Genomic DNA, 25,390 nt, shown 5'->3' on the forward strand with positions numbered 1-25,390 from the left:
AAGTGGTGTGAGCCATTAAGCTAACTTGTACTAATTACCCGTGAGGCTTAACCATACAACGCCAAACGCGTTTTATGTGATAGTGAAACAAGCGAAGAAGTTAATATGACTAAAGTAGATATTACTTAAGAAAGACTTAAAAAATATTATCAGATATTTTCCAAATTCAGTTAGTGCGTAGCGATACGGATTAACGCCCAAATTTGCTTGGTGACAATAGCGTTTTGGACCCACCTGACTCCATGCCGAACTCAGTAGTGAAACGAAACAGCGCCGATGATAGTGTAGCATTTGCTATGTGAAAGTAGGACATTACCAGGCTTCAAATTGTAGAAAGCCCGAATCTAACGATTCGGGCTTTTTTACGTCTGCAGAAAAGTGAAATGCGCGCAATTAACACACACTCACATCAACACCTAGCACGTAGGGCGGGCGAGTGCAGCGACTCCCGACGCTAGAATCACAACAAAAACCCTCAATACCCCATTCGGCCAATAAAGTAGCATTTGCTACGTGACTCTCAACAGCTGTGGCCACTATGACATTCTACTGCGTAGCGCACCGACTTCACATTGTAGCGAGCCCGGATCTAACGATTCGGGCTTTTTACGTTTGCAGAAAAGTGAAATATGAGTAACTAACATTACGCACTCGATTTCTCTCCAATTTATCTAAATGTACAAGTCGAGTAGAATAGCTCCTTACTTCAGTACTAAAGTTTATAACCAAATCTAAAGACTATTTAAAATAGTCCGTAAGCTTGAGTTTCTTCACTTTCAGATTATTCTAGTTGTGTTGGTTTAAATATTACGCTTGGATCAATTAATACACTGTGCTTTTGTGAAAGCTTGATTAATCCTCGCATCATATTTTTAGTTTGTGGGTCTAGATCAAAACCAACCTCAGTGAGCTTATCTAGTGGTTTAATATCTTCTTTTTTATAGTCGATATTATCTTCGACTTTATCTACCAATAACCCTACGTGTGGGTTTAAGCCGTCTTTAGTGGTAAAAACAATAATAGGTTTATAGTCTAAGGTTATTTGCTCTTTAGCTGATTCGAATAAACGCTCTAGCTGAATTAGGTTACTACGCTTAATTTTTTCGAGCAGAGCTGATACTTGTTTATAATCGCTTTGATTATGAGCTGATATAGCTTCTTTTACCGTTTCTAGCAATGATTGGAAAGGTTCGTTAAGTCGAGACATTGTTAGTTTTAAGTCTTCATTATCGGTGTTGAACTCTTTGTAAAACAGAACAAAATCTTGTAGTTCTGCATCATTGCTTGAAATAGAAGCCGAGCTATTTAGCAAGTTACTTTGAAGGGTATTGAACCAGTTTAATAGTTTTTCTTGCCATGTTCTTAGTTGTTTTAGTACATGCGCATTACTTTGTTCGGTTGAGATATTATTTAAAATAATACCTAAATCAAACACAGGCGTTGGTATATCCATATAATCTTTAACACCAATAAAGCTTTTATTATTGTTGGGTAAAGTTGTTAGATTATTGTCAAAGCGTTCTGTTAATAAAATATCGAGTATTTTAAGTGAAATTGTTTTGCAGCCCACTTTAAAGTTTATTAATTCCATGCCTTTATCTTAATTTACCTGTTAATGCTTTAAGGATAGAACAAATTAAATAAATAGCTTAAAGATGGATAAGATTTAATAGAGATAGGTAACTAGGAGTTATTAGATGGCACTAGTGAGGTTTTTTATGGCACGTTTAAAGTGATTCTCAAGCTGCTTTTTTCCTAATAAACCTAAGTGTTGAATCACTTTTTCATTACATTCATTTTGCAGCACTAACTTTATTAAAAGTTGTTTATCAGACTCTGTTAATTGAGACATACAAGAAGGAGACTGATTCACTACCTGCCAGAGAGTCGCAGAGATATTAAATTGAGTGAAGTTACTGTTTACGAGTAAGGCTAATCGTTCGCGAGTCTCGGGGCTTACTAACTCATCGCTAAATCCTTCAATTAAAATACTTACAAGTTGCCAGTCTAGTGTTTTAAAATTTGTTAAAAGAGCATAAAAAAAGTCGTTTTTAAACTGCTTTTTCAAAGGTTGGATAATTGCACTTTTATTGCTTAAGCATTTAACCACAAGCGCTGAATGTTCAGCTGTGCTTTTATCGCGTTGATAACCCAGTTTTACGGTATCAAACCCTTGTTTTTGCCAAAAGTTAAGTAGCTGCGCTGTTGCGCCAAAGCTTGCACCAAACCAACTACATTGGCTTTTTACTTGCGACTCGCAATAGCTAAGTAGCTTTTTACCAAAACCCATATTGTGAGAACTCGGATCAATCGCTATTCGTACAACGCGAGCGCTCAACTGTGTTAAGTAGTCATTATTAAAACTAAGTTGTGAGAGGGTTTGAGCCATTAAATGACCCTGTGGGCGGCGCTCTCCGCTTATAACCTGTAGAGCAAGTTCTTCACTTAAACCACCTTCTATTGCGATTAAACATACACCAACTAATTGATTGTTAATTTTGCTGATGAATATTCGTTGCGATGGTGCGTCTAGTAGTTGGCGTAAATCGTTTACACTACTTTGATAGTGAGCCAATGCAAGCAGGGCAATAACTTGTTGCAGTAAAGGCTCATTGTTTACAAGGGATTGCTGAGTTATTTCGCTATGAACTGGCTGCTCTAATTGCTCACTACTTAACTCTTTATATTGTGCACCGAGTGCAAGCAAGGTGCGAATGTGCTTCTCGAGGGGATCGTGTTTAGCAAAACGCAGTGGCTCATCAAGCGTTACAACTTTAGAGGCTTTATAGTGCGCTTTTATATAGTTACTAAAGCGAATGGTATAACCCCTACCATTGCCCTCATACCCAACCAGTGTACTTGCAAAGACTATACGAGGGTAATGAGCTAGCATTTTTAGCAATAACGGTACAGGGATCGCGGCAGCTTCATCAATGAGTAATAAATCGCACTCAGGTAATGCATTTAATAACGCGTCAGGTGCAACGTAGTGCAAGTTGGCGAGCTGTTTATGTTCAGCGTTGTATTGAAGGCTCAGCTCGTTGGCTAAATGTTTAAAGCTACTATGGGTCGCTTTAAACTGAGTGCTGCAAATAATTACTTTTTTATCAGCTAATTTTGCGGCTGCTAAGCCAAGTGCTGCCGACTTGCCTCTACCTCTATCAGCATTAATGAGTAAAGGCCTGTTGGCACGACCATTAGCTACTTTTACTATTTGTTCAACGCAGTTTTGCTGTGGTAGATAATCAATTTTATTATGCATTACATAGCTAGCGTTATTACTAATACAGCCATTTTTTTCACTAAAATTAAAAGCGGGTAATTGCTTAATAATATTCGCGAAACGTTGATTAAATAAACTGTATTCAATGGTGTGACCGTGTGATTGCACTGTACTTAAAGCAGGGTCTTGCCAAGAGGTCAAATCATCTAGTTCAGGCAGTAATAAAAACAGTATACCGCCTGCTTTAACGGTGCCGGCAAGTGCTGCAAGTTTATCAGGGTGCAAACCACTAAAACCATCGTAAACAGCATGAGCAAATTCTAGCCCTAAAATTTGGTGAGTGCGAGTAGGCCAGTACGAATTTTTAATCGCGCACCGCTTTGATACAACAAGTGTATTGTTTTCATCTATTAATGAGTTAAGTATTTCATAACACCAAGCTGGGCTGCCCGTAATCAACACTAGCTGACGATGATACGCGCCAGCTAATTGTTGCTCTAACTCATTTAGGTGTGCTTTATACCGCTTGTAATCGTGCATAGGCCGTTACTAACCATTTACTACCAAGGTCGTCAAAGTTAACTTGTACGCGAGATTGTGCGCCACTGCCTTCGTAATTAAGTACGGTACCAACACCAAACTTAGCATGCAAAACTCGTTGCCCTAAGTTAAAGCCACTGTCTTCAAATGCGGCATGGCTAACTGATGCGCTAAAACGCCCGGCGGCAGGTGGACGAGAAACCTGTGTTTTAATACGGATTTCTTCTACGCAGTCCTCAGGTATTTCGCGTAAAAAGCGTGATGGGCTATGGTATTTTTCTTGCCCGTATAAACGGCGACTCTCAGCATGGCTAATGTATAACTTATCCATTGCTCGTGTCATGCCTACATAACAAAGGCGGCGCTCTTCTTCTAAGCGACCCGACTCTTCGTTGCTTTGCTGAGAAGGGAACATGCCTTCTTCTACGCCTACCATAAACACTAGCGGAAACTCTAAGCCTTTAGCTGAGTGAAGCGTCATCATTTGTACGGCGTCTTCGTGTTCTTCTGCCTGTCCTTCACCTGACTCAAGTGATGTATGCGCTAAAAAGCCTTGTAGTGGTGAGCTGTACTCTTCGTCTTCAGGCAGCTCATACTGATCACACGCACTAATTAGCTCTTCTAAGTTTTCTACGCGAGCACGACCTTTTTCACCTTTTTCGGCTTGGTACATTGCCATCAAGCCTGAGGTTTGGATTGTGTACTTGGCTTGCTCATGCAAAGTTAGATCGCTAATTTTATCTTCTATTTGTTCAACGAGTTCTACAAACTTACTTACTGCACCAGAAGCACGACCAGATAAATGCTGTTGTTCTACAATTGCTTTTGCGGCATACCAAAGCGGTAACGATTCTGCTCGTGCACAATCGCGTATATGGCTCAATGTTTTATCGCCAATACCGCGTGCTGGCGTATTAATTACACGCTCAAACGCGGCATCGTCTTGACGATTACCTACTAGGCGTAAATACGAAAGCGCATCTTTAATTTCTTGTCGTTCGAAGAATCGCATACCACCATAAATACGGTATTTTAAGCCTTCTTGCAGCATGGCCTCCTCGAGTACACGAGATTGCGCGTTACTACGGTATAAAATTGCGGCATCTTGTAGGGCATTACCTGCATTTAACCAGCTTCGTAGTTTGCTACTTACAAAGCGTGCTTCGTCTAACTCATTAAATGCTGCATAAATAGAGATTGGCTCGCCGTCGTTACCGTCGGTCCACAAGCTTTTACCCATACGTTCTGAGTTATTTTGAATTAATGCGTTAGACGCTTTCAAAATAGTCGCTGTTGAGCGGTAGTTTTGTTCAAGGCGAATGGTTTCTGCGCTAAAGTCAGTTAAAAAACGTTTAATGTTTTCGATTTTAGCACCACGCCAACCATAAATGCTTTGGTCATCGTCGCCTACAATCATAATGCTGTTAGTATCGCCAGCAAGTAATTTTAACCAAGCATATTGAATGGTATTTGTATCTTGGAACTCGTCTACGAGCATATGCGCAAAGCGTTGCTGATAATGACGCAGTAACGTAGGGTTATTTTTTAACACTTCGTAGCTGCGTAGTAATATTTCAGCAAAATCAACTAGGCCCGCTCTATCACAGGCCTCTTGATAGGCGGCATAAACACGCAGCATCATTTGCTCATTAATATCGTATGCTTGAATATCTTTAGGGCGAAGTGCTTCATCTTTTTTGGCGCTTATGTACCAGCCAAATTGTTTAGCAGGCCATTTTTTATCATCAATATTCATCGACTTTAATAAGCGCTTGATCATCCGAAGCTGATCGTCAGAGTCTAAAATTTGAAAGGCTTCTGGTAAATTAGCTTCACGGTGATGAGCACGTAAAATACGATGCGATAAACCATGGAAAGTACCAATCCACATGCCACCTACAGGCGCTTTTAGTGTTTCTTCAACGCGGCCACGCATTTCTTTAGCGGCTTTATTAGTAAATGTAACTGCAAAAATACTGTAAGCGGAGGCTTGCTCAACTTGCATAAGCCACGCAATACGATGAACTAACACTCGTGTTTTACCAGACCCAGCACCTGCTAATACCAGCATGTTTTGTAGTGGGGCTGCAACGGCATCGCGTTGTTTGTCATTTAAGCCATCGAGTAATTGTGAAACGTCCATCGTTACGCCTTTTTAATCAATATTGTGGCCAGTATAACAGGTGTTTTTGTTAGGCTAAATAAAATACTGTTTTTATAAACAGCTATTTATAAAATAGTGTTCAAAACGAGTAACTTGCTAATTAATTGAGCGAATAGAAAAGTGCAAACACATAACAAAAATTGCTAATTTGACCTAAAGTTAGCAATTTTTACTAACTCTCTAAATCTAGACTAATTTAACTATTTGATTTGTAAGCTTTAATAAATTGGCATAGAGTGTGTAAGTAAATAATTATAAAATCAAATAAATACAGAGGTTAGTATGGCAGATCAAGGTTCTGGCGGTAACGTAATCGCAGCATTATGTAATATATTTTTTCCTGGTTTAGGGCAGTTAGTGCAAGGGCGTATTTTAGCGGCTATATTTTTTGCACTCGCTATTATAATAAGTTACGCACTAATTTATGTGCTTGTAGGCTTTGTACTTGTGCCTATTATTTACTTATGGTCGATTATTGACGCAGCGCGTTATAGATCGCGAAGTTAACGGTTTTCAAGTTGAGTAAAATAGCGCCCATGTGGCGCTATTTTACTTTATATGTCCTGTGGTTTACGGGCGTTTACGTATATAATTACGCAATTAAAGATTTACAGGCAAACCCTATGGAATATCAATTTATTCGCGACCCTATTAGTGGGCTACGTATTAAAATAAGCAGTGAACACGCTATTATTGGTCGCTGGCTAAACGAAGAAATAGGCAAAGACAAAGTAGCCATGGTGCAAGCGCTTATTGCATCGGTGAGTTCAAGCTATGAGCCGCTAACGCTAAAAGGCCAAGAAATAGATTTAATATTAACGAAAGACGAAGCATTATTTGAAGCCCATGCGCTTCATCAAGACAGCGAAGACCTAATAGCGTATCAAGATGACGATTTAGCGCTTGAAGAAAATGGTTTAAGTAGTGGTTGTGGCTTTGAAGATTTCATTGATTTAATTGATTCATGGCATGAGTTTACGACGTCACGATAAACATAACTAGCACACTAATAAAAATATACAGCAATGCACAATCAGCATTTTATCTGTATTATTACACCAACGAACATTACGCCAATCAAAACGACAGGAACTGATATGTCTGCCAATTTAAACAAGCTAGTAGTGATGCTAGAAATGCAAAACGCCATGAATACTAAAGTACATGAGCAATGGTTTACTCAAGGGTTTGAATGGTACCGCGCTATTTGGGTTGAGTGTGCTGAAATGTTGGATCATCATGGTTGGAAATGGTGGAAAAAACAAACACCAGATACTGAACAAGTTATTTTAGAGTTGGTTGATATTTTTCATTTTGGTCTATCGCTTAGAATTGACGGCGAAACTAGCTACGAAGACTTAGCAAAGCAACTTGAAACTGAGCTTAGTAATGCTCAACAAGCTGATGACTTTAAACAAACACTAGAGATATTAGCGGCTTCTGCAGTTGCAGATAAAACGTTTAATGCAGGTGCCTTTGCCGGCTGTATGGCGCAAATGGGTATGGATATTGATGATTTATATCGCGGCTACGTAGGTAAAAACACGTTAAACTTTTTCCGCCAAGATCACGGTTACAAAGATGGTAGCTATATTAAAGAATGGAATGGGCAAGAAGATAACGAGCATTTAGTTGAAGTAGTTAAAAGCCTTGATACAGAACATGCAGATTTTGCAAAGTTAGTATATCAAGGGCTAGAAGCGCGTTACCCAAAAATTTAAGTCACGTAAGTTGAGTTAGATAATCTTACGATAGTCGGTAACACTTAGGTAATCGGCTATTTCGTTATGTGGTTGTTGGCTATCTGGGTTAGCAACTGCAAGTAAGTGCTCAATGCCGTATTCTCGTGCGGCATTCAAAACCGGCACACTGTCATCTACAAACAAAGTGCGCTGCTTATTAAATCCTAAGTCTTTTTGTACTTGGTGCCACAAACTTTGTTGCTCTTTACTTACTCCATATTCATGAGTCGACACTACGCCATCTAGGTAGTTATCAATCGCTGTATGCTCAAATTTAAGCATGACACTCTCAGGGTGGGCGTTGGTAAGTAAAATTAACTCTTTGCCTGCTTTTTTAAGCTCAGTTAAAAAATGAGGTACGTCTTCGCGCATTTTAATTAAATGCTGAGACTCTCGTTTAAGCTCCATTATAGGCAAGCTTAATTGCTGCTCCCAATAATCTAAACAATACCACTGTATTTGACCGCTCACAGCTTGATAGCGTTTTAAAATATCTGCTTTAGCTGCATCTAGGCTAATGCCCCTTGCTAATGCGTGTTGCGCAGGAATAACGTTAAGCCAAAAATGACTGTCGTAATGTAAATCGAGTAATGTTCCATCCATGTCGAGCAAAACGGTATCGATTTTTGACCAATTTAACATAGGAATTTCAACTTATAAGGTTTATTATTGAACTAACTGCCATGATAGCAAATTAACGCCAATGACACAGAAAAAGCACCCAACACCACCACAAATCCTCAGTAACAATGTTGTCGCTAAAAGCCGCCTGTTTACTGTGGAGTCTTTAGAGCTAAAGTTTTCTAATAACGAAGAGCGCCAGTATGAGCGAATTCGCGGCGGTGGCCGGGGAGCAGTGATGATTGTTCCGTTAAGTGCAGACAACGAATTACTACTTGTACGTGAATACTGTGCGGGCACAAACGATTACCAGTTAGGTTTTCCTAAAGGCTTAATCGATCCGGGCGAAACGCCAGAGCAAGCTGCTAACAGAGAGCTTAAAGAAGAAATTGGCTTTGGTGCTGAGTATTTTAAACCATTAAGAACAGTAACAATGGCGCCGAGTTACTTTAATGCCACTATGCATATTTTATTTGCTAAGCAATTATACCCACAAACCCTTATTGGCGACGAACCAGAGCCGCTTGTTGTTGTTAAGTGGCCATTAACTCAGTGGCAGTCATTATTAGACCAAGAAGATTTTACCGAAGCACGCAGTGTTGCAGCTTTGCTATTATTAGATAAGTATTTAGCGTCTGGAGCTGCCGATGAATAAATTAATCGAACCGTGTATTGAATTAGCTGAGCGTGCTGGCGATGCAATTATGGCCATTTATAAAAAAGGCGATATTGGCCAACAAGAGAAATCAGATAACACGCCTGTTACCAAAGCTGACTTAGCAGCAAATGACGTACTGGTTGCTGGATTAAAAATCTTAGCGCCCGATATCCCAATTATGTCGGAAGAAACACCTATACCAGCACTCGCCGACAGACAGGATTGGCAGCGTTATTGGTTACTCGATCCGATGGATGGTACAGGCGAGTTTATTTTAGAAAGTGGCGACTTTGCAGTAAACATTGCATTGATTGAAAATAATCATCCTGTGCTTGGCGTTATTCATTGGCCTGCAAAGGGTGTGACTTATTTTGCTACAGCTAAAAATGGTGCCTTTAAACGTGAAAACTCAATTGATAAGCAAATATCTGTAGCGCCACCAGAGAACTTGACGCTTGCAGTGAGTCGCCGCCAAAAAATAGAAGCGGTGAGTCAGTATTTAAATAGTCAGTTTACAACCATTGCTATTGGTTCGTGCTCATTAAAAGCTTGTACTGTTGCAGAGGGCAAAGCAGATTGTTTTTTAAGAATTGGTCCAACGGGAGAGTGGGATACAGGTGCTTCACAAGTTATTGTTGAAGAAGCTGGTGGGTGTATTACCGATGCAGAATTTAATCCGCTAACGTACAACCAACGCGAGAGTACTGAGAACCCTGACTTTATAGTGATGGGACATCCAGACTGGGAATGGCAAAAAATGATTAATCCGCATCAAAGGTTGAGTGCAGAATAGCAATTTGATTGCTTTTTGTTCGGTTAAACAACTTTAATTAGTTTAGGCCTTGCATTAAATGTTTATTCCTATATAGTAGCGCTCTCTTCAAGGCAGGCTCGTAAATATTACGAAAATGTTTTAAAGAAATTACAGGCGCGGGATGGAGCAGTCTGGTAGCTCGTCGGGCTCATAACCCGAAGGTCGTCGGTTCAAATCCGGCTCCCGCAACCAATTTTCTAATGTTGGTTACTGTAATAACTCTAGCTTAAGAGATAAAATAAAGTAGTCGATAGACTTAAAATATACAGGCGCGGGATGGAGCAGTCTGGTAGCTCGTCGGGCTCATAACCCGAAGGTCGTCGGTTCAAATCCGGCTCCCGCAACCAATTTTTTTATAAAAATTTAGTGTATTAGGTAGTTTTAAAAGGTCGTCGGTTCACTCTTCACCTTCACAGCTCCCGCAATAAATTTTTTAATTGGAAGCCAAGTTGTAATGTAAGCAACTTTAAACAAGTCTACAAATTTCAGGCGCGGGATGGAGCAGTCTGGTAGCTCGTCGGGCTCATAACCCGAAGGTCGTCGGTTCAAATCCGGCTCCCGCAACCACTGAAATTAAATACCTAAAAAAGTTAAAAACAAAATAACACTCTTTACTGAGTAATTTTTTGCGTCTGCAGTTTAATAAATTATTATGAATTTAAACTCACCGTTACTGCGCAAAACACTTTGCATAAGTAAGCGAAGGTCGTCGGTTCGCTTTTTACAAACTCAAGCTCCCGCAACCACCGAAATTAAATACCTAAAAAGTTAAAACAAAATAGCACTCTTTATCGAGTGATTTTTTGCGTCTGCAGTTTAATGAATTCCTATAATTATAAAACTCACCGTTACTACGCAAAATACTCTGCATAAGTAAGCGAAGGTCGTCGGTTCGCTTTTTACAAACCCAAGCTCCCGCAACCACTGAAATTAAATATCTAAAAATTTAAAACAAAATCGCACTCTTTATCGAGTGATTTTTGTGTCAGCAGTTTGATAAAATACCTTATATTCTGCTTTATTTAATGACTTTACTCTAATATCTGTGACGTTTAACAAATAACTTATTTTTTAAAAAAGAGTATTTTATGTTAAAACGGTTAAAAGATTTTAAGTAACAATACACATCACATGACAGAACTTTATCACTGGTTTGATTTAATAGGCATTGCGGTGTTTGCTGTGTCGGGCACTTTGCTAGCGTACGAAAAAAAAATGGATGGCTTTGGAGTCGTAGTTTTAGCGACGGTAACTGCTATTGGTGGTGGTACAGTGCGAGATCTAATTTTAGATGTTCCTGTGTTTTGGTTACACGATCAAAGTTACTTTTTTGCCATACTAGCTTCAGTATTTGTTACAACACGCCTTATAAATAAACAAAAGCCGATACCTCATTATATTTTACAAACAGCGGATGCGTTTGGTTTAGCTTTTTTTGCAGTAATGGGGGCGCAAAAAGCGCAGCTTGTTGGTATGCCCGATATGACAGCGGTAATTATGGCTGTAATTACAGGCTGCTTTGGTGGATTAATTCGAGACGTGCTTGCACGCGAGATCCCTATGCTATTAAAAGGTGAGCTTTACGCTATTACCTGTATAGCGGGTGGCACTGTTTATACGCTTGGCATTAGTTTTTCGTTAGTAACCGAAATGGCGATGGTATTAGGTATGTTAATGACCTTATTACTTCGTTTAGCTGCTATAAAATGGCAAATCACATTACACGTTTTTAAATATCCTGACTAAACTGGTGTAATCACACCATTTACTAGGATAAGGAATGTCGTTAGCTCGTATATTTTCTCGTGCTCAAGTGGGTATAAATGCCCCTGAAGTTATTGTAGAAGTTCACCTAGGAAATGGTTTACCCGCTTTTCATATAGTAGGCCTGCCCGAAGCGTCCGTTAAAGAATCAAAAGATAGAGTACGTAGCGCACTCGAAAACTCACAATTTGGTTTTCCCGATCAACGAATAACTGTAAATTTAGCCCCTGCCGATTTGCCAAAAGATGGCGGACGGTTTGATCTTGCTATTGCGGTGGGTATTTTAGTCGCCTCTGGGCAAATAGTGTGTCCTGATATTCACAAGTACGAGTTTTATGGTGAGCTTGCTCTTAATGGTGAGGTGCGTGGTGTAAACGCTATTTTACCTTCGGTACTTGCTGCAAAAGAGCAAGATCGTTGCTGCTTTTTACCTCTTGCAAACGACAGCCTAGCAAGCCTAGTTAATGGCGTTAAACGCAAAGCCGTAAGCTCTATTCAAGAAGTGTGGGGGGATTTACTTAATCAACAACCCTTACCATTAAATATAGAATATCCCGACTGCACACAAGCCCCTGACTTTTTACTTGATTTAAGCGATGTGAAAGGTCAGCCCGGTGCAAAGCGTGTACTCGAAATTGCTGCAGCTGGCGGGCATAATTTATTATTTTTAGGTCCTCCAGGTACTGGTAAATCGATGCTGGCCCAGCGAATGGCAACTATAATGCCTACTATGTCGGACGATGAAGCTATTTCGACAGCTGCGCTTTACTCTATTATTGGGCAATCCATAGATTTAACTAATTGGCGACAGCGGCCATTTCGTAATCCACATCATACTTGTTCAGCTGTTGCCTTGGTGGGGGGCTCTTCGAATCCCAAACCTGGTGAAATTTCTCTGGCACATAACGGTGTGCTCTTCTTAGATGAGTTACCGGAATTCGAGCGTAAGGTACTTGATTCACTGCGTGAGCCAATGGAAACCGGTACAGTTACTATTTCACGTGCAGCTAGGCAAATGGAGTTTCCGGCGCAGTTTCAGCTTATTACAGCATTAAATCCAAGCCCAACAGGGAGTCATACAGATAAGCGGGCAACTCCCGATCAAGTTATGCGTTATTTATCGCGCGTGTCGGGGCCTTTTATTGACCGTATTGATTTGCAAATAGAACTACCTCGTTTAACGAGTGTTGAACTACAAAGTACTCAGCCGGAGGAAAGTAGTGCTGAGGTTAGAGCAAGAGTTGAAACGGCTTATTATCTACAACTAAAACGTCAAGGTAAGGTTAATGCGAGGCTTAATAATAAAGAAATGAGTGTGCACTGTGTACTGGCGCCAGCAGAGTTGCAGTTTTTAGCCAGAGCAAGCGAGAAGTTGTCTTTATCGCCACGCTCTTATCATAGAGTGATTAAAGTGGCGCGGACTATTAGTGATTTAAAAGGCGCTGAAAACATTAGTTTAAATGAGCTTAAAGAGGCACTTAATTACCGCGCATTTGAGCGCCTTATTGCGCAATTAACTAAGTATTAAATAGAAAGCATATACCCTTTACCGCGTACGGTAACAATGCGTTTTTGATCTTTTTCGTCATTTAATTTTTTACGTAAACGACCAATCAGCACATCAACAGTACGATCGTTTGGACTCCAATCGGGCTGGCCTATTTCTTCTGATATTTTTTCACGGGATGTGGCTTTACCCGCATTACTAATTAAGCAAATAAGCACTTTATGTTCGGCTTCAGTTAAGCGTGATTCAACGCCTGCAGCAGTAATTAGTGTGCGGTTATCGGGGTGAAGCTTAAAGTCAGCATACTCTATAAATTCTTCGCTTTCGTCGTCTTCTAGGTTAACGGCAACACGCTTATAGAGCGCGCGCATGCGAAGTTCTAACTCAAGTAAATCGACGGGCTTACAAATATAGTCATCAGCACCTTGTGCAAGGCCTGCAATACGATCGGCTTGGGAGTCGCGGCTCGATAATACAATAACGCCAATATCGGTAAGTGTGTTTAATTCTTTTGCCAGCTGAAGCCCATCACGCTTTGGCAAAACAATGTCAATTATGGCTAATGATATAGCACCGCGCAGGTTTACCCGCTGCCTTACAATGTTAAGTGCATCAGCGCCAGTTGGGTCTACCTCTATTGTAAATTCGGTATCTGCAAAGTGATTTTGGATGCGTTTAACGAGTAATTCATCATCTTCAACCAATAAAACATTAATAGCCATAGTACTTTATTTTGAATGCTTATAGCTCTGTATGGTAGCACCATTAGGTAAATGCTGAGAAGGGGGTTTATTAGTTTTAAGTAACTTAATATTTCAAAGGTGTATAAGACGTTATTAGAGGATGAGGTTAGCACCTTTAAACTAATTAAAAGGTGCTAAATAATTAATACTACTATTAATAAATCTGTATTAAGTCGTTATTTTAAAGGTTCAGGCTCAGTTATTTTTATACATTGAGTCCCACCATTGAGGTTCATCTTTTAGCTTTTTATCAAAGTATGCGAGCATGGTGTTCCACCAATCAAATCGTTTATCGCGTGCAAAAATTTGGTGGTCGGCGCCTTTGTATTCGATTAACTCTACGTCCTTATTAAGCAGTTTAAGCGCAGTGTACATTGTTAAGCTTTCGCCAACAGGTACATTGGTATCACTATCACCATGAAGAAGTAGCATAGGTGTTGTTACTTTGTCGGCATGAAATACAGGGCTATGTTGGCTGTAAAGCTCAGGGTTATTCCATGGGAAGCTATTTTTTGATGCTTCGCCAGAATATAAGTAGCCCCACCAACCTTCACCCCAATACGAGGTAATATTAGAAATACCCGCATGAGCTATTGAAGCACTAAATATATCGGTTTTAGTTGCCAATAACATGGTCATGAAGCCACCGTATGATGCCCCTAAATTTCCTACCTTTTCACTATCAACATAGTTGTATTTCTTTAAAAAGGCTTGCGTGCCTTCGATAATATCGTCTGCAGTGTAGTCGCCCCAGGCATTAACATGCTGCGCTGAAAACTTTTGTCCAAACCCTGTTGCGCCAGTAGGCTGTACTACATAAACAACGTAGCCATTTTCTGCCCATAAGTTAAACGGATAACGACCTGTAAAACCACGCGTAACTGGTGAAGTGCCGCCGTAGTAATACACGAGCGCCGGGTGCTTTTTAGTTTTATCTAAATTGCTAGGAATATAAACGCGGCCAGTTATTTCAACCCCATGTTTATTTTTAAAATTAAACTCCTCCAATGTAGGGAGTCGTGTATTTGCATAGCTACTTGGTTTTGAATCCCATATTAAATCTGTTTTATTTTTACTTACGTTAAGGCGTTTTAGCTGTTGTGGCGCTAAAGCGTTAGTGCCACTTAATAAAATTTCGGTATTACGGTCGTGTGAGTAACTAAATTGTTCAACAATATCCAATCCTGTATTTAACTTTTTAAAGCGCTGTTTACTTAAATCAAATAGGTAAAGCGGTTGAGTGTCTTGCTCTGTTACTTTAATGAGCGCATCGCCGTTTTCTAAAACGTGCAGTTGGCCAATAGCAGAATCGAATTGTTTACTAAGTGCTTTTACGTTTTTACCGTCTTCAGTAAGTAGGTAAAGTTGCCCGTCGTAGTTATTAGCAAGCATTGCTTTTGGTAGAGCTCTGCCTGCGCCATTTTTAAAGTCAGGGCCTGCAACTACATAAATATCTTTATTTGCGTATTTGGCTAAATTAAACGTTTTGAATTTACCAAGCGATGAAAGCTTGTTTGATTTTAAATCGAGTTCGACTAACTCTGTTTCAGGGTGGGTTGATGCTTGCATTGCCATTACTGGGCGGCTCATTAATATTTTGCCACGGTTACTATTTGAATCTTCAAGGCTGTAAGAAAGAGGACCTTGGCTAAGTGCTTTTGTTAAACCACTTTTAGTATCAAGCATGTAAATTTGGCTGGTGGTACGTGCATACGACCAACGATCTTGTAGACCTTTATAGTGCTTGGTTAAGCTGTTAGTGCTCTCAGGTGATTTAGACCAGCTAAACAAAAGACTGGTGTCGTTATAAAAGGTAAAGCCATTGGCTCCTTCTAAATCGTTTGCTAATGTTTTTATTGAGAAGTTTTTACGGCTAAGTTGTTTAAGCTCACCATTTAACAAATACACTAAATATTGGTTATCTGGACTCCAAATAATGTTACTTGGTTGGCCTGCTTCGAAGCGATAAAGCGTTTGATTATCTGAATCTTTAAGTACAGTAACTGTATTTGCTTGGTTTTGTGTTTTATCGCTATAAGTGCGAGTAGTAGTAACGTACTGCTTAGCATTAGGTGCGAGTGATAATTGGCTGATTGTAGGGGCATCAAACAATTGTTTTGCAGATAAGCGTTTTGTTTTTGAGGCGCTAAGCGTAATTTTATCAACGTCGCTTTTAGGTGCAAAATCAAGCATTACATCGTGCCAATTAGCTACTTGTTGGGCTACTATTAAAATAGAGTGAGTACTGTTATTTAAAGCTAACTTATAGCTATTTTTATCGCCTGTTTGTAGTTCGCCATTAATAAATAACTGACCTTGCTCAATCCCTTTTAAGGTAAGCGTACCTTGTGTAAAGCGGGTAGTTTCAATATTAAATTTTAGTGCCTGTAACCCACCTAAAGTGAGCGCATTGATTTTATTAAACGGCTGCCAGTTTTGTTTTTTCCCAAATACAGAAAAACTATCTGAGTCTGCTTGTAGTTGCGGCAATAGGTTGTTAATAATCGCACTGCCATGAGGTGTCTGAAAAGGCTTTAACTGCATATCTTCGGCAAGTGGGCCGATAAACTGAATTTTTGATTTATCCAATGGTGCAGCTATTGCAGCAAAGCTTAAGCTGCTAAGCGTAAAAAGAGTCGCTGCGTACTTAAATAGCTTATTTTGATGACACCATGGTGCGCTAAATTTCATTATTATGCCTATTATTATTGGAAGTTTGGCCAAATATAGCATGTATTGATACCATGCTCACATATCCAATATAGAGGAGAGAAAGTGACTTTACTGATAGTTTATATGGTAGTGGCGATTGTTATTTCGTTTTTATGTTCTGTGATGGAGGCTGTGTTATTAAGTATTTCGCCCAGCTATGTTGCATCACTTAGGAAAGATCATCCTGAGCTTGCTAAACAGCTCGAAAAACTTAAAAACAATATAGATCAGCCTTTAGCTGCTATTTTAACTTTAAATACGGTTGCCCATACTGCGGGTGCTGCTGGGGTAGGCGCACAGGCAGCTGTCGTGTTTTCCGATGCGGCTGTAGGTATTGCATCAGCCATTATGACATTCCTCGTATTAATTCTTTCTGAAATTATTCCTAAAACCTTGGGGGCTAATTACTGGCGAGCTCTAACGCCAAGTGTTACTTACGCTTTGAGGTTTTTAGTTATATTGCTAAAGCCTTTTGTATGGTTTGCACAAAAGCTAACAAATTTAATGGGTCCAAAGCACGATGAGGCATACTATATTCGTCAAGAGATAGAGGCAATGGCTGATATAGGTACGGAGTCGGGTGCATTACATCAGGATGAGTCCGAAATAATTCGTAATTTATTGCATTTTAGACATGCAAAATTATGCGACTTAATGACGCCTCGAACTGTAATTTTTAAAATCCACAAAGACTTAACAGTAAATCAGTATTTAAACGATCACGGCTCGTCGTCATTTTCTCGTATATTGGTATTTGATAAAGACAGCGACGATATTGTTGGGTTTGTGCATAAAAACGATATTATGCTGGCATTTCACCGTTTAGGTACCGATTACAAAATTAGCAAATTGATTAAGCCTATTTATACGGTGCCGAGTTCTCAAAATGTATCGTCGTTACTGCAAACTCTTTTAACAAAGCGCACGCATATATGCCTAGTTGTAGATGAGTACGGTGACGTGCAAGGTATTGTAACGCTAGAGGATATGATTGAAGCTTTAATGGGGCTAGAGATTGTAGATGAGCGTGACCAATCTACTAACATGCGCGCAGTAGCAAGGCAGCGTTGGCACAAACGTTTAGCAAGTAGTGCGCATATAGTTAGTGAAGAAGATAAACACACTCGGGGTGATAATTAGCTAACAGGCCCCGAGTAAATATTAGTACCGCTTTAAGCGGGGCTGCCATCAGTTTTTAGCCAATCTTTAGCCCAAGATATAAATTCGTCTTGTGGTTTAGGGCGACTAAATAAAAAACCTTGTATGGCTAGGTTTCTTCTATAGTGCCTTAAATAATTGAGCTCTTCTGGGCGTTCAACGCCTTCTGCCACTAAATCTAAATTATCTTTACTCGTAATATTAAATAACGAACTTACAACCACTTGAGAAAATAAATCTGTTTCTATATGGCTAATGAGTGAACGGTCTATTTTAATTTCAGTAAAAGGAAGGTTTCGAAGCTGGTTCATATTAGTAAAGCCAACACCAAAGTCGTCTAGCGATATACCAAAGCCATGCATTCTTAATCTGTTTAGTGTTTCTAATTGCATGAGACTTGAGAGTGCATGTTGTTCTGTTATTTCTATAATTATATTACTAGGCGTGAGTTGGTTTAGTTCTAAAATGAGTAGTAATTTATTAGGACAGTTTAGATCGTCGAGCTGAGTTGGCGATAAGTTAAATGCCATCTTAAAATCATGACCTAATTGTGATTTCATATTTTTGAATTCGCTGGTGGCCTTTTCAAAAAGAGAAAATGTAATTTGATTAATTAAGTTGTGTTTTTCGGCTGTGTTTATAAAACGGTTAGGTAAAATAATATTGCCGTCTTTACTTGATAAAATACGCGCTAATACTTCAACACTTTCAATTTTATTGTTATCAGCGTTTATTTTTGGTTGATAAAAAGGCGTTATTTCATCGTTTTTTAATGCATTAATAAGCTCATCTTTTGAAATGGCTGACTCTTTTAATAAAGTGTGACTGTTTAATTGCGCCACTTTAGTAAGTAATCTACTTACCTGAGACAGTTGCACTGGCTTTGAAATATTACCAATGAGGTGAGCATTATGTTGTTTTGCGAGGCTGGCAGCTAAACTAATAACTTTATGATCCATTTCAGAAACAATAATTATCCCGCCTTGATAATGTGACTCTCCTAAATGACGGATTAATTCCATGCCGTCCATTTCGGGCATATTGAGATCAGTAAAAATAGCATCAAAATAGTTAATATCCTCTCTTACTTTTTCAAGAGCTTCTTTTGCACTCAAGCACGTAGTTATAGTGTTAGACATACCCAATTCGTTGAGTATGGCTTCCATAACGATCAAAATTGCTTTTGAGTCGTCAACAACTAAAATGTTAGGCACTATTTTGTTCACTGTTATCCCTTTCAATGTATAGTTTATGATTACTATAAAAGTAGTAGTGTTTTTTTACTTTGTCAGTATCAAACGCTTTTATTTTGAAAATAGTTACCGAGCACCTTTACTCGTGTTTTTAAGTTGATTAGGTATACTAGCGCCATTGTTTTAAACGGTCTTAATTATGATAAGAATAGATCTTACTTTAGCCGAGCAGCCATTTTCGCTTATGGTGTCTGGGCAAAAAATTGTGCAGGTATTTCATGCGCAACAAGCCATTACCTTTGATAATCCTCGTGAAAATTACTATCAGTTTACTTACGACAACAAAGTAATCGGTATTGATACAGCGGCAGTGGAAGATCAAAGTATTGCGCTATTTGTCGATGAGCAATTTGCGACACAACTAGCGCTACCAGCGCCGGTAAACGCGACACCTAAAAAAGGCTTTTTAGGTTTGGCTGCATTAGGTTTTAAGCTTTTTAAAAGTGCTAAGGTAATTAAAGTAGTGCTTGCCGGGGCTTCTGTTGCAGGCTATGCGTGGTTATTTAGTATAGAATTTGCATTAATGCTAATTGGGTGTTTAGTTGTACACGAATACGGCCATGTGCGAGCAATGAAATACTTTGGCATAAAAACCAAAGGTATTTACTTAATCCCATTTGTAGGTGGGCTAGCTGTAAGTGACGACAAAATAACGACTCGTTGGCAAGATGTAGTTATATCGCTAATGGGGCCTGCATTTGGTTTAATTACCTCGGTACTGGGTGTCGTTTTATATTACGCCACCGAGATGGAAATATTTGCAGGTGTGGCAGTTCTTAGTGCGTTATTAAATTTATTTAACTTGTTACCTATTTTACCGCTTGATGGCGGGCATGTATTAAAAAGTATTAGCTTTTCAATGCGTTCATGGATTGGTTTAAGCGTATGCTTATTAGGCGTACTATTTGGCTTATGGCTGAGCTACACCTTTGGCTTAATGTTACTGGTATTCTTTTTGTTTGTAGGTGCGCTGGAAATTGTATTTGAATGGCGAGGCCGTCACTACTCACATTTAATGCCGCTAGATAAATACGGCCAAGGCTTTTCAGCGGTTATGTATGCCATTGTAGTCGCTGGGCATGTAGCTGTAATGATGCACTTTGCTGATTCAGAAAATCCAATATTGAGTCTGCCGATGACAATTTTATCGAGCTAGCATTTATCGTTCTAGGTAAAAGCGGGCTGTAATATTTGTTACAGCCCGTTAAAAATTAATAAAAGCTCAATACCAGCGATATAAAAACCCCAGTTACAAACAACTGCACAACACAAAATCCCATAATATCTTTTGCTTTTAAGCCTGCGATAGCAAGGACTGGTAATGCCCAAAAAGGTTGAATTAAATTAGTCCACGCATCACCCCACGCAACAGCCATTGCAACGCGAGATATATCGGCGCCTAGCTCTTGCGCTGCGGGTATTACAATGGGTGCTTGTACAGCCCATTGGCCACCGCCAGAGGGTACAAACATATTAACGAGTCCTGCACTTATAAAACTAAAAAATGGCAAGCTATCAGCATCTGCAACGGCAATAAAGCCACGTGATATCTGTTGTGCTAATCCGCTATCAACCATTACCGCCATGATGCCGGCATAAAAAGGAAATTGAATAACAATGCCAGCCCCGCTTGGAATTGCTTGTTGCAGACTGTTAAGTAAATTATGGGGTGTTTGATGCAGCGTAATAGCTAAAAACAAAAATACGGCAATAACGCTATTAAGGTTTAAGTTTCCGCCAGCAATAAAAAAGTAATAACCTAAATATGCCAAACCTAATAAGCCAATTGTCATACCGAGTAGTTTACTTTGTTCTAAATGTTGGGCGGGTCTGGTTATTGTTGTGGGCTTAGGTGTTGTCTCTTGTAAAAGAGCTGGGTCGATATATACGCTTTCTTGCTCGCTTGGCAGCATATAGCGATTAACGAGCGGCATAATAATGAATAAACCAACTAATATGGCTATATTAAAGCCCGCAAATAAAGTGTGCTCTGTACTAATAATACCAATGCTGGCCTCTGAAAAGTGACCATCGGTTGCGATAGTTAAAGGAATCGAACCGGCTAATCCGCCATGCCATACAACAAAACCTGAGTAAGCGCTGGCTACTAATAATCGATAATCTACACGAGTATGTTTAGCAATTGCTTTGGCAAAAAGAGCACCAATAACTAAGCCAAATCCCCAATTTATCCAGCTCGCTAAAAGCGAAATAAGCGTTACCAATATAATTGCTTTAGGTGCGGTGCTTGCAAATGTTGCTAGTTTTTCTAATAACTTACTTATAGGTGGCGTACTTGCCAACATATAGCCTGTAATTAACACTAGTAGCATTTGCATAGCAAAACTTAATAAGTTCCAAAACCCACCTCCCCACGCTTGTAATACTTCAATGTTGGTTGCGGTTGTAAATAAGCTCGCACTGACAAGGGTAATTATTGTAAGTAAAATTACAAATATAAAAGGGTCGGGAAGATAACGCTCTACAATTTTAGTAAAAGGGCGGGCTATTTTGTTAAGCATAAGCACAACTGTTTTGGTTATTATTTTAACGCTAATTAATCATGAAAAATCACCATTGGCAAACAGCATTTAGTCTAATATTTGCGGTTAAAAGCTTAAACATTGCTTAAAAGCATCGCTTACAGTAACGTACTGTTTATAGATAATTTACTAACGAAGACTTTGTATTATGCCGGTGATATTTAAAAGGCTAGCGTTACTTGTTCGCGCTCATATAGATCAGTTGAGTTGGCAAGCAGTGGCATTAGCTATTTTGACTCATATGCTATTAACATGGAGCTTACTATTTATAGCGAATGAGAAAGCGTTAACCTCGCTTACTACCTTTTTTTACTATTACACAGTAACAACATCAACAGTGGGATATGGTGACTTTAGTCCAACTACTGATCTTGGTCGTTGGGTGGTTGCATTAATACAAATTCCATTTGGTTTAGCTTTATTTGGTGTTTTGCTAGGAAAAGCAGGACAAACTGTTACTTACTTAATTAGGCGCGCTATGACTGGTGATAAAAACTTTGCCCACAGTAACCACCATATTATTATTTTTGGTTGGCACGACACTCGTACAAAAAAGATGATTGATTACATTTTGGCAGATACGAAACGTACTGACCGTCGTATTTTACTCGCGGTAACAGAGCAAATGGATCATCCTTTTTTAGCTAACGAAAGCGTTGATTTTGCACGTTTAACGAGTTTTACAAATTTAGCTGAACTAGAGCGGGTAGCTATTCGTAGTGCTGATAAGGTGATTATTGATGGTCAAGATGACGACCAGACATTTACAACAGCCCTGCGCATAAGTCGCTTAGTAAAAGATGATTGTCATATAAGTGCTCACTTTTTAGATGAAACCAAAGTTGAGATGATGTTAGAGCATTGCCAAAACGTAGAATGTAGTAGTGCAAAATCAGCTGAGATATTAGTACGCTCAATGCAAGATCCTGGTTCGAGCCGTGTGCAAGAGGAGCTGCTATCTACTTTGCACGGCGATACACAATTTAGCTTGAAAGTACCAAGTGGCTGCAAAGATATGGAGTTTGGTACTTTGTTTCATCATTTTAAGCTTGAGCATGATGCAATACTGTTAGGTGTTGCTCATAATTTAAGTGCGCAAAATATGGATTTAAACCCACCATTAGATTACAAAGTAAGTGAAGGCGATATTTTGCACTATATATCGGTAGATCGAGTATTAAGTAGTGAAGTAGACTGGTCGAGCCTAGAAAAATAATGAATGAAGTTGTATTTTTAATTGTTGTTTTAAGTGCTTACATATTACCTGTCGTTATTGTACTCAACAGTAAGCGTACACAGGGTCATGAAAAGAATGGCTGGCTAATGGGAATCATTATATTTTCTTGGTTAGGTTTAATGATGTACTTTACCATTGTGCCCAAGCATAGGCACAAAAAGAAAAAGGCTAAATAGAGTAGTTAGCCTTTATAGCAGTTTTCGTTGGAATAATTACTCTTCCAACTGTTTGAGTTTATGCTCAATTAGAGGGTCGTCAGGTAGAAGTTGCTGGGCGACTTCTAATAGCTGAATAGCATCATTAGGGTGCTCATCTTGGTGCTTAAGTGCCACATCTATTAATGGCTGAATATCAATTTTTGCTTGATGCTCTTGTACATACACTTCTTTTTCATCAGCTAAAATTTTATGCGCTGTACTCAATAATGCTAAACGATGGGGGGAGCCTGCATTAGCCGTATTGAGACTTTGATAATAATCTTCTTTTAAGCGTAAGGTTTTGGTTTGCTGGCGAAACTGTGCAATATCGATTTGCTGATGTTGAATGAAATCAACGGCTACTTGCTTATAAAACCCAAACTTATTCAAATATGTAGCGTGTGTGCCATGTCCCATACCAAATACTCGCAAGTGAGTTAACTGCTTATAGCGCTTGGCGTGCATTCGGTCTATACGATTCGTAGGATCGTAAATAATATAGCCTTGAGCATCTCCTAAATCTAGATCGTGATAATCTTGCTGCCAGTCAAACTGCTGAGCTATATCGGTACTAGAGCGGTCATCCCACGGTACTAATTCTTTATTTTTAGTACTTACCGGATGGAAGAACAATACTTGGTTTAGCTTTAATAGTTTAGCAAAAGCGCCAACAGCAAATCCGCCACGGCTTAAGCCATAGCCTAATCGACAATTAAACGGCGTAAGTAATGTTGATAATTGCTCGAGAAAAAAGATTAAATTACGATTACGAAACCAATTACTTTTACCTAAATGCTGAAAAGCGATTACGTTTACGTTTTGTTTTTGGGCTAAGTGATAACCCCATGGTGCAAAATCAGGGTGAAGATCTTGCTCTTGCACGTTAGTGCCTGCGGGTGAAAAGGTAAAAAGCAGGGGCTTATTAACGTCAACAAAATCATACTTAACAAATACATCGCCGAGTAAATCACTACCCGTCATGGGTAATCGAGTTTGTTGCTCATTGCGTGGGAGAGTTAACCATTCATCTAACCAATACAGTAATTTCATTAATCCTCCAGCTATAAGTCAGCATAGATCATATCAAACTCAATGAAATTAGGTCAAACCGAGAGGGTGTTACTGCGCCATTTTGATTATTTCATCCCAGTCATTTTTAGTAACAGGCATTATTGATAGTCGTCCGCCTTTTTTAAGTGCGATTTCAGTAATATTATTATTGGCTTTAATATCTTTAAGGCTAATTAATTTCTTTAAATGGCTTTGGTAAGTAACCTCAACAACAACCCAGCGTGGTTTGTCGCTGGTGGCTTTTGCATCGTAATAGTCGCTACTTAAATCAAACTGAGTAGGATCTGGGTAGGCATCGTGTGTCACTTCGGCAATACCCGCTACACCTACGTGTTTACAGCTTGAATGGTAAATCATCACTGAATCACCGAGCTTAACGCCATCACGCATGAAGTTTCGCGCTTGATAATTACGCACGCCTTCCCAAAGAGTCGTTTGTTTTGGTGCGTTTTTTAAATCATCTAATGAAAACGCATCGGGTTCAGTTTTAAATAGCCAGTAAGCCATAACAGTATTCCTAACAAATATTTACTTCCCACTATTGTATAGTATCATTTGCATACTAGGGTAATGAGGAAGAAGTAATGAGCCAAGTATTAGATGATTTATTGTCGTTGTTAACACTTGAAGAAATTGAGCAAGGTTTATATCGAGGACAAAGCCAAGATTTAGGCTTTGGTGCTGTGTTTGGCGGTCAAGTTATGGGGCAGGCGCTTTCTGCCGCTAAAGAAACTCTACCTGAGGGGCGTATAGTTCATTCATTACATTCTTACTTTTTACGCCCAGGCGATCCAGCTAAACCGATTGTTTATGATGTAGAAACTATTCGCGATGGAAAGAGCTTTAGTACTCGCCGAGTAAAAGCGATTCAGTACGGTAAGCCAATTTTTTATATGACAGCGTCGTTTCAGGGTGAAGAAAATGGTTTGTCGCATCAAGCAACAATGCCTGATGTACCCGCACCTGAAGAGTTACGCTCATCACTTGAGTTTTATCAAGATAACGCTTCGCATATCCCTGAAGTCATCCGTAATAAGTTTACGCGTGAAATGCCAATTGAAATGCGACCAGTTACTTTTCATAACCCGTTTAAACCAGAAATTATGGAGCCGGTAAAGCATATTTGGTTTAAAGCTAATGGTGAAATGCCAGACGATCAGCGCATCCATAATTATTTATTAGCGTATGCCTCTGACTTTGAGTTTTTACCAACAGCATTGCAGCCTCATGGTGTATCGTTTATGCAGCCAAATATGCAAGTAGCTACTATTGATCATGCAATGTGGTTTCATCGCCCATTTAGAATGGATGATTGGATTTTGTATTCAATTGACAGTCCAAGTGCGAGTAATGGGTGTGGTTTGGTACGCGGGCAGTTTTTTGATCGCCAAGGCAACTTGGTTGCCTCAACAATGCAAGAAGGGGTTATGCGTCAGCGCTAAC

The 25,390-nt window shown here is 39.4% G+C and carries 22 protein-coding genes, 3 tRNA genes and 1 rRNA gene; 16 read left to right on the plus strand and 10 right to left on the minus strand.

The features are described from left to right. The first annotated feature begins 206 nt into the window (after positions 1-206). A 5S ribosomal RNA gene (gene rrf / locus I6F42_RS06420) occupies positions 207-321 on the plus strand. 460 nt (positions 322-781) lie between these two features. Here rrf and I6F42_RS06425 read toward each other — a convergent pair. The 3 genes from I6F42_RS06425 to uvrD form a co-directional block, all read right to left on the minus strand. Beyond that, positions 782-1,591 carry a chemotaxis protein gene (locus tag I6F42_RS06425; protein ID WP_197151556.1) on the minus strand — a complete coding sequence of 270 codons (810 nt, stop codon included), beginning with the start codon at positions 1,589-1,591 and terminating at the stop codon, positions 782-784. A gap of 102 nt (positions 1,592-1,693) precedes the next feature. Continuing rightward, positions 1,694-3,763, minus strand: a complete 2,070-nt coding sequence (locus I6F42_RS06430; protein ID WP_197151557.1) for a GNAT family N-acetyltransferase — start codon at positions 3,761-3,763, stop codon at positions 1,694-1,696. Next, positions 3,741-5,906, minus strand: coding sequence for a DNA helicase II (gene uvrD / locus I6F42_RS06435; protein WP_007586555.1), 2,166 nt, complete (start codon positions 5,904-5,906; stop codon positions 3,741-3,743). Before uvrD ends, I6F42_RS06430 begins: the two co-directional genes overlap by 23 nt. Positions 5,907-6,209: 303 nt before the next feature. On the opposite strand from uvrD, the gene I6F42_RS06440 reads away from it, so the two are divergent. From I6F42_RS06440 to I6F42_RS06450, 3 genes are all read left to right on the plus strand, one after another. Continuing rightward, positions 6,210-6,434: a hypothetical protein gene (locus I6F42_RS06440; RefSeq protein WP_002963009.1), complete on the plus strand. Its 225-nt coding sequence runs from the start codon at positions 6,210-6,212 to the stop codon at positions 6,432-6,434. 116 nt (positions 6,435-6,550) lie between these two features. Continuing rightward, positions 6,551-6,919 (plus strand): YacL family protein, encoded by a 369-nt coding sequence (locus I6F42_RS06445; RefSeq protein WP_024592461.1) that lies wholly within the window; start codon positions 6,551-6,553, stop codon positions 6,917-6,919. Between the two features lie 105 nt (positions 6,920-7,024). Then, positions 7,025-7,648: a dUTP diphosphatase gene (locus I6F42_RS06450; RefSeq protein ID WP_007586550.1), complete on the plus strand. Its 624-nt coding sequence runs from the start codon at positions 7,025-7,027 to the stop codon at positions 7,646-7,648. Between the two features lie 15 nt (positions 7,649-7,663). On the opposite strand, the gene yrfG is transcribed toward I6F42_RS06450, so the two are convergent. Beyond that, positions 7,664-8,311, minus strand: coding sequence for a GMP/IMP nucleotidase (gene yrfG, locus I6F42_RS06455; protein ID WP_007378908.1), 648 nt, complete (start codon positions 8,309-8,311; stop codon positions 7,664-7,666). A gap of 61 nt (positions 8,312-8,372) precedes the next feature. On the opposite strand from yrfG, the gene nudE reads away from it, so the two are divergent. The 7 genes from nudE to I6F42_RS06490 all read left to right on the plus strand — a co-directional run bounded on the left by nudE (position 8,373) and on the right by I6F42_RS06490 (position 13,054). Beyond that, the gene (nudE, locus tag I6F42_RS06460; RefSeq protein WP_007586548.1) at positions 8,373-8,945 is read left to right on the plus strand and encodes an ADP compounds hydrolase NudE; all 573 of its coding nucleotides are present in this window, start codon (positions 8,373-8,375) and stop codon (positions 8,943-8,945) included. Further along, positions 8,938-9,741, plus strand: coding sequence for a 3'(2'),5'-bisphosphate nucleotidase CysQ (gene cysQ / locus I6F42_RS06465; RefSeq protein ID WP_010554329.1), 804 nt, complete (start codon positions 8,938-8,940; stop codon positions 9,739-9,741). The genes nudE and cysQ overlap by 8 nt, the downstream gene beginning before the upstream one ends. A gap of 136 nt (positions 9,742-9,877) precedes the next feature. Beyond that, positions 9,878-9,954: transfer RNA gene (locus I6F42_RS06470), tRNA-Met, on the plus strand. 78 nt (positions 9,955-10,032) lie between these two features. Further along, a tRNA-Met gene (locus I6F42_RS06475) sits at positions 10,033-10,109 on the plus strand. Between the two features lie 143 nt (positions 10,110-10,252). Beyond that, positions 10,253-10,329: transfer RNA gene (locus I6F42_RS06480), tRNA-Met, on the plus strand. A gap of 564 nt (positions 10,330-10,893) precedes the next feature. Continuing rightward, positions 10,894-11,508: a trimeric intracellular cation channel family protein gene (locus I6F42_RS06485; RefSeq protein WP_007587018.1), complete on the plus strand. Its 615-nt coding sequence runs from the start codon at positions 10,894-10,896 to the stop codon at positions 11,506-11,508. 34 nt (positions 11,509-11,542) lie between these two features. After that, the gene (locus I6F42_RS06490) at positions 11,543-13,054 is read left to right on the plus strand and encodes a YifB family Mg chelatase-like AAA ATPase (protein ID WP_007587019.1); all 1,512 of its coding nucleotides are present in this window, start codon (positions 11,543-11,545) and stop codon (positions 13,052-13,054) included. Here I6F42_RS06490 and I6F42_RS06495 read toward each other — a convergent pair. Further along, positions 13,051-13,755 (minus strand): response regulator transcription factor, encoded by a 705-nt coding sequence (locus tag I6F42_RS06495; protein ID WP_002957913.1) that lies wholly within the window; start codon positions 13,753-13,755, stop codon positions 13,051-13,053. The genes I6F42_RS06490 and I6F42_RS06495 overlap by 4 nt on opposite strands. 216 nt (positions 13,756-13,971) lie before the next feature. Then, a complete protein-coding gene (locus tag I6F42_RS06500; RefSeq protein ID WP_197151558.1) occupies positions 13,972-16,467 on the minus strand; it encodes a S9 family peptidase in 2,496 nt (831 codons plus the stop codon). Positions 16,468-16,551: 84 nt separating this feature from the next. On the opposite strand from I6F42_RS06500, the gene I6F42_RS06505 reads away from it, so the two are divergent. Continuing rightward, positions 16,552-17,628 (plus strand): hemolysin family protein, encoded by a 1,077-nt coding sequence (locus tag I6F42_RS06505; RefSeq protein WP_007587021.1) that lies wholly within the window; start codon positions 16,552-16,554, stop codon positions 17,626-17,628. A 32-nt stretch (positions 17,629-17,660) separates the two neighbouring features. Here I6F42_RS06505 and I6F42_RS06510 read toward each other — a convergent pair whose 3' ends face one another. Then, positions 17,661-18,872, minus strand: coding sequence for an EAL domain-containing protein (locus I6F42_RS06510; protein ID WP_010554343.1), 1,212 nt, complete (start codon positions 18,870-18,872; stop codon positions 17,661-17,663). A gap of 166 nt (positions 18,873-19,038) precedes the next feature. On the opposite strand from I6F42_RS06510, the gene I6F42_RS06515 reads away from it, so the two are divergent. Beyond that, positions 19,039-20,055, plus strand: a complete 1,017-nt coding sequence (locus I6F42_RS06515; protein ID WP_197151559.1) for a metalloprotease — start codon at positions 19,039-19,041, stop codon at positions 20,053-20,055. A gap of 55 nt (positions 20,056-20,110) precedes the next feature. On the opposite strand, the gene I6F42_RS06520 is transcribed toward I6F42_RS06515, so the two are convergent. Beyond that, entirely contained in the window at positions 20,111-21,421 is a 1,311-nt protein-coding gene (locus I6F42_RS06520) for a short-chain fatty acid transporter (RefSeq protein WP_169044378.1), read from the minus strand. A gap of 169 nt (positions 21,422-21,590) precedes the next feature. Here I6F42_RS06520 and I6F42_RS06525 point away from each other — a divergent pair, with 169 nt between their 5' ends. Together I6F42_RS06525 and I6F42_RS06530 are read left to right on the plus strand one after the other, a co-directional pair. Further along, entirely contained in the window at positions 21,591-22,658 is a 1,068-nt protein-coding gene (locus I6F42_RS06525) for a potassium channel family protein (RefSeq protein WP_007587041.1), read from the plus strand. Beyond that, positions 22,658-22,855, plus strand: a complete 198-nt coding sequence (locus I6F42_RS06530) for a PLDc N-terminal domain-containing protein (RefSeq protein WP_007587044.1) — start codon at positions 22,658-22,660, stop codon at positions 22,853-22,855. The genes I6F42_RS06525 and I6F42_RS06530 overlap by 1 nt, the downstream gene beginning before the upstream one ends. 36 nt (positions 22,856-22,891) lie before the next feature. On the opposite strand, the gene I6F42_RS06535 is transcribed toward I6F42_RS06530, so the two are convergent. Continuing rightward, positions 22,892-23,926, minus strand: coding sequence for a cytosolic protein (locus tag I6F42_RS06535; RefSeq protein WP_197151560.1), 1,035 nt, complete (start codon positions 23,924-23,926; stop codon positions 22,892-22,894). 69 nt (positions 23,927-23,995) lie between these two features. After that, positions 23,996-24,454: an EVE domain-containing protein gene (locus I6F42_RS06540; RefSeq protein WP_007587049.1), complete on the minus strand. Its 459-nt coding sequence runs from the start codon at positions 24,452-24,454 to the stop codon at positions 23,996-23,998. A 77-nt stretch (positions 24,455-24,531) separates the two neighbouring features. On the opposite strand from I6F42_RS06540, the gene tesB reads away from it, so the two are divergent. Beyond that, positions 24,532-25,389: an acyl-CoA thioesterase II gene (gene tesB / locus I6F42_RS06545; protein ID WP_197151561.1), complete on the plus strand. Its 858-nt coding sequence runs from the start codon at positions 24,532-24,534 to the stop codon at positions 25,387-25,389. Position 25,390: the final 1 nt, after the last annotated feature.

It is taken from the genome of Pseudoalteromonas sp. SWYJZ12, from assembly GCF_015864395.1.
In the GTDB taxonomy this organism is placed as follows: domain Bacteria; phylum Pseudomonadota; class Gammaproteobacteria; order Enterobacterales; family Alteromonadaceae; genus Pseudoalteromonas; species Pseudoalteromonas arctica.